This window comes from Planktothrix sp. FACHB-1355, assembly GCF_014748295.1.
Taxonomy (GTDB): Bacteria; Cyanobacteriota; Cyanobacteriia; order Cyanobacteriales; family Aerosakkonemataceae; genus Aerosakkonema; species Aerosakkonema funiforme_A.
In genome coordinates this window covers 1-4,431 of record NZ_JACJUP010000544.1, presented here as the reverse complement: position 1 = coordinate 4,431, position 4,431 = coordinate 1, and the positions used below count along the sequence as shown (strand labels likewise).

7 protein-coding genes are annotated in these 4,431 nt (G+C 41.1%); 5 read left to right on the top strand and 2 right to left on the bottom strand.

The window, feature by feature from the left end; all coding sequences use genetic code 11:
• Nucleotides 1–216: 216 nt before the first annotated feature.
• Nucleotides 217–702: a hypothetical protein gene (locus H6S82_RS20300; RefSeq protein WP_190467371.1), complete on the bottom strand. Its 486-nt coding sequence runs from the start codon at nucleotides 700–702 to the stop codon at nucleotides 217–219.
• Between the two features lie 64 nt (nucleotides 703–766).
• Here H6S82_RS20300 and H6S82_RS20295 point away from each other — a divergent pair, with 64 nt between their 5' ends.
• From H6S82_RS20295 to H6S82_RS20275, 5 genes are all read left to right on the top strand, one after another.
• Nucleotides 767–913: a hypothetical protein gene (locus H6S82_RS20295; RefSeq protein ID WP_190467367.1), complete on the top strand. Its 147-nt coding sequence runs from the start codon at nucleotides 767–769 to the stop codon at nucleotides 911–913.
• Nucleotides 914–1,139: 226 nt separating this feature from the next.
• Nucleotides 1,140–2,666, top strand: a complete 1,527-nt coding sequence (gene bchB, locus H6S82_RS20290) for a ferredoxin:protochlorophyllide reductase (ATP-dependent) subunit B (RefSeq protein WP_190467364.1) — start codon at nucleotides 1,140–1,142, stop codon at nucleotides 2,664–2,666.
• Nucleotides 2,667–2,925: 259 nt separating this feature from the next.
• Nucleotides 2,926–3,156 (top strand): hypothetical protein, encoded by a 231-nt coding sequence (locus H6S82_RS20285; RefSeq protein ID WP_190467361.1) that lies wholly within the window; start codon nucleotides 2,926–2,928, stop codon nucleotides 3,154–3,156.
• Nucleotides 3,153–3,416, top strand: coding sequence for a hypothetical protein (locus H6S82_RS20280; RefSeq protein ID WP_190467358.1), 264 nt, complete (start codon nucleotides 3,153–3,155; stop codon nucleotides 3,414–3,416). The genes H6S82_RS20285 and H6S82_RS20280 overlap by 4 nt, the downstream gene beginning before the upstream one ends.
• Before the next feature lie 69 nt (nucleotides 3,417–3,485).
• Nucleotides 3,486–3,980 (top strand): DUF29 domain-containing protein, encoded by a 495-nt coding sequence (locus H6S82_RS20275; RefSeq protein ID WP_190467354.1) that lies wholly within the window; start codon nucleotides 3,486–3,488, stop codon nucleotides 3,978–3,980.
• Nucleotides 3,981–4,112: 132 nt separating this feature from the next.
• On the opposite strand, the gene H6S82_RS20270 is transcribed toward H6S82_RS20275, so the two are convergent.
• The coding region (locus H6S82_RS20270) for a Uma2 family endonuclease (protein ID WP_191056622.1) at nucleotides 4,113–4,431 on the bottom strand (319 nt) is incomplete at its 5' end.

The window sequence follows — 4,431 nt, the reverse complement described above, 5'->3', positions numbered from 1 at the left end:
TCTTAATTTAGCTTTATATAGCTATATAGTTACGAGGTTATATGAGCGCACAGATTCCCATTATCGTATTGACATCTTAGCACAAAAAATCAATTAATAGCAATAGGTAAAAATATTGAATTTTTCAGCGCTAAATTGTCGAGTCGGTTTAGAAAATTGGACATATGTTTCCCATCTCTCTCCTAAACCGACTCCCACTTGATTTTTTCTCTATTCTTATTGATACTGACGGCGATTTTGACGCATCTGTTGCATTTGTTGCCGTTGCTCTGGAGTCAGAATAGCATCCATTTTTTGCTTTGATTCTTGACTAATTCGTTGGATTTGTGCTTTTTGTTCGGGAGTGAGGTTCAACGCAGACAACATTTGACCGAGCTGACTGCCTCGATCGCCTTGACCGCTTTGACCGCGTTGCCCTCGCTGCCCTCTGTTCGTTCTCATCTGTTCCATCGCCGCATTCCATTGATTTCTCTGCTCTGGTGTGAGAATATTTTCAATTTGAGTGCGAGTCGATTGGCGAATTTGTCGCATTTGTGCTTGTTGCTCAGGAGTGAGATTCAGCGGAGACCTTCTGGCTTGAGCCAAAAGTATCGACGAATCGGAAGAAGTAGATACTGGTATAGCCTCAGTTGAAGCGACCGCAACCGTAAACGTAAGCAGTACGGCGGTAGTCCCTATAAGCGCAAACAATTTAGCGTTCATAATCGAAACCTGAATTGTTAACAACTGCACCTTTAGACTTGGCAAGTTGCCAGACGATTAGATCATGATAGCAATAACTACAGGCGATCGCTCTCTCGAAAAGCTGACAAAGCGCGATCGCGATTTCTCTGGCAAACCCAATATCCAGGGAACATTCCTGAATTTATTGACTTTTCGCTCAAATTATGTATCTACTCTATTTGCTCTGTAACAATTAAGATTTATTGCACTTAAACAACAGATAAATTGTTTTAGTCTTAAGCTAAATTCCTACCAGCAAGCGCGTTTCAGCGGTTGACGGTTGATTAAAATACTCATTAGTGACTGCACAGAGAGCATTCATCTGATGAGAAAATCAGAGACGATTTGAAAATCAAGCACTAATTGTCCAGCTATTTCCATCGGACATATTTTATTTCAGCGCAAGGGAGAACAGTATGAAATTGGCTTACTGGATGTATGCAGGCCCAGCCCACATTGGCACTCTTCGCATCGCCAGTTCTTTCAAAAATGTCCACGCGATTATGCACGCACCATTGGGCGATGATTATTTTAACGTGATGCGATCGATGTTAGAGCGGGAGAGGAATTTCACCCCAGTCACAGCCAGTATTGTAGATCGTCACGTTCTCGCACGCGGATCGCAAGAAAGGGTGGTGGATAATATCACGCGCAAGGATAAGGAAGAGCATCCCGATTTGATCGTGCTGACTCCGACCTGCACGTCAAGTATTCTACAAGAAGATTTACAAAACTTTGTCGATCGGGCTCAACTGGATGCCAAAGGCGATGTGATGTTGGCGGATGTAAATCACTATCGGGTGAACGAACTGCAAGCAGCCGATCGCACTTTACATCAAATCGTCCAATACTATATTGAAAAAGCACGCAAACAAGGCAACCTTGCAGAAGGAAAAACTGAAAAACCTTCAGTTAACATCATCGGTATTACTACCCTTGGTTTCCACAACCAACACGACTGCATCGAACTGAAACGGTTGATGGCTGACTTGGGAATTGAAGTTAACCAAATCATACCCGAAGGCGCTTCCGTTAACAACTTGAAGAACTTGCCGAAAGCGTGGTTTAACCTTGTTCCTTATCGGGAAATCGGGTTAATGACAGCTAAATATCTGCAAGAAGAATTCGGCACACCTTATGTTGATATCACGCCGATGGGTGTGGTAGAAACTGCGCGTTGCATTCGCAAAATTCAACAAGTAATTAACGAACAAGGCGCGGATGTCGATTACGAAGATTTCATCAACGAGCAAACATTGCACGTTTCCCAAGCCGCTTGGTTTTCCCGTTCCATTGACTGTCAAAACTTAACAGGTAAAAAAGCTGTTGTGTTTGGCGATAACACTCACGCCGCAGCTCTAACTAAAATTCTGGCACGCGAAATGGGAATTCACGTAGTTTGGGCGGGAACTTATTGCAAATACGACGCCGATTGGTTCCGCGAACAGGTCAGCGAGTATTGCGATGAAGTGATTATCAGCGATGATAATGGTGCAATTGGAGATGCGATCGCACGAGTGGAACCCTCTGCCATTTTCGGTACGCAAATGGAACGCCACGTCGGAAAAAGATTGGATATTCCCTGCGGCGTTATTGCCTCACCAATTCACATTCAAAACTTCCCGATCGGATACAAACCATTCTGCGGATACGAAGGTACAAACCAAATAGTCGATTTGATCTACAATTCCTTCACTTTGGGAATGGAAGATCACCTCTTGGAAATCTTCGGCGGACACGATACCAAAGAAGTAATTACCAAAGGAATTTCTGCCGATTCCGATCTCGGCTGGACAAAGGAAGCACAAGCAGAATTGAACAAAGTTCCCGGTTTTGTGCGCGGTAAAGTAAAACGGAATACCGAAAAATTTGCCCGCGAAAGGAACATCGCGCAAATTACCGTTGAAGTGATGTACGCCGCGAAAGAAGCAGTTGGTGCGTAGTCTGTTATAATCGTAGGGGCATCCACAAGTGATGCCCTTTCTGGTAAAAAACCAAAACTAACAAGAAGAAGAAATTTGAATAACTTCTTTTTGGAACTGCGAGTTTAATGAGTTGTAAATAATAATAACGTAACGACATAGGTTGCAATTAAGAAAGATAGGCGATTTCACTTTGAGGGAAAAAAGTGCGATTGTACTCTTCCTAAACGATCGACTTAAATCGTAAGTACACCTTACTTGCTATTAGAGGATTATACTTATGTCATCTCCAGCAATTACTACTGTCATAGCCATGATGGAGTCTTTACCGGAAACTTTGCAAGAGAAAGTAGCCGAACATTTGCGAGAATATATCGCCGATTTGGAAGATGAAATGAAATGGGATAAATCTTTTCAGAAAACACAACAACAACTAATAAATGCGGCGCGGCGTGCAAAGCAAGAAATTGCAGAAGGAAAGGCAAACTTATTAGATTATGACCAGTTATGAAGTCCGCAACTCTTCCTTCTTTTTGGACAGCTTACAATTCTCTCGATAAGGAGATTAAACAAAGAGCTAAAAAAGCTTATCGCTTGTGGTCAGAAAATCCCTTTCATCCATCCTTACATTTTAAATGTATTAACTATGAAGAAGATATCTGGTCTGTGAGAATAACACGGAGTTATCGCGCTGTTGGAATTTTGGATAATGATACAGTTACCTGGTTTTGGATTGGTAGCCACGATGATTACGAACAGTTTTTTTCGTAAGACATTTAGCTTAAACATTTTCCCCAAAGTTCGCTAAAATCAAACTAATCTTTAACATAGAAAATCTGGATGTACCTCCCGAAAACGAACCCAGAAACAACAATACCTACACCAAGCCTTTACGAAAAAGACTTCTACGCATGGACGCAGGAACAAGCCTCTTTACTCCGCAACCAACAATGGAGTCAAATTGACCTGCTAAACTTAATTGAGGAAATCGAATCTTTGGGAAAACAGCAACGCCAAGAACTGCGAAATCGTTTGAGCTTGCTAATCGGACATTTGCTAAAATGGGAATATCAATCCGAACGTCGCAGTCGGAGTTGGTTAGCAACAATTCGCATTCAACGTCTGGATGTTGCTGAATTACTAGAGGTTAATCCCAGTTTAAAGTCTTATTTGGAAGAAGCACTACAGAAAGCTTATATTAAAAGTGTTGAATTAGCTGTGAAGGAAACAGAATTATCTCGGCGTACTTTTCCAGTAGAATGTCCTTATAGTTTATCTCAAATTTTAGAAGATTCCTTCTATCCTGGGAAAGCTAGTGAGTGGGAAAAGGAATAGAATTGGATTGTGCGATCGCTGATTGCTAAAATCCTAAATGATTGTACATTCCTGGTTTAGTTCTTATTTTTTCTAAAATCTCAAACATTCCGGCAATATTTTCTTTTTTACAAAGGCAATCTTTATTAGATATCATTCCCCTACATCTTCTTTTAAATCTTCAACCTCTTCTTCAGGTTCCTCAGCCTCAAAATCAACCTTATCATAAATATCTGCCAGAGATACTTCCACCTGGAAAGAACTAAAAACTAATGCTGTATATTCTTCGTCGTAAACGCTATAAGACCATCGCTTATTTGCTTGCTTAGAGAACTGTTCCATAAACATCTGATTTTGGTCGAGCAAAATATATTCTTGGAAACTCGGAATAGTTCTATAAAATCTAAATTTATCGCCTCGATCGTACCCTTTCGTCGATTTCGATAAAACTTCTATAATTACTTGAGGATTC

Coding starts and splice junctions, on each gene's coding strand:
- H6S82_RS20300 (WP_190467371.1), bottom strand. CDS start 702: ATGAACGCTAAATTGTTTGCGCTTATAGGGACTACCGCCGTACTGCTT.
- H6S82_RS20295 (WP_190467367.1), top strand. CDS start 767: ATGATAGCAATAACTACAGGCGATCGCTCTCTCGAAAAGCTGACAAAG.
- bchB (WP_190467364.1), top strand. CDS start 1,140: ATGAAATTGGCTTACTGGATGTATGCAGGCCCAGCCCACATTGGCACT.
- H6S82_RS20285 (WP_190467361.1), top strand. CDS start 2,926: ATGTCATCTCCAGCAATTACTACTGTCATAGCCATGATGGAGTCTTTA.
- H6S82_RS20280 (WP_190467358.1), top strand. CDS start 3,153: ATGAAGTCCGCAACTCTTCCTTCTTTTTGGACAGCTTACAATTCTCTC.
- H6S82_RS20275 (WP_190467354.1), top strand. CDS start 3,486: ATGTACCTCCCGAAAACGAACCCAGAAACAACAATACCTACACCAAGC.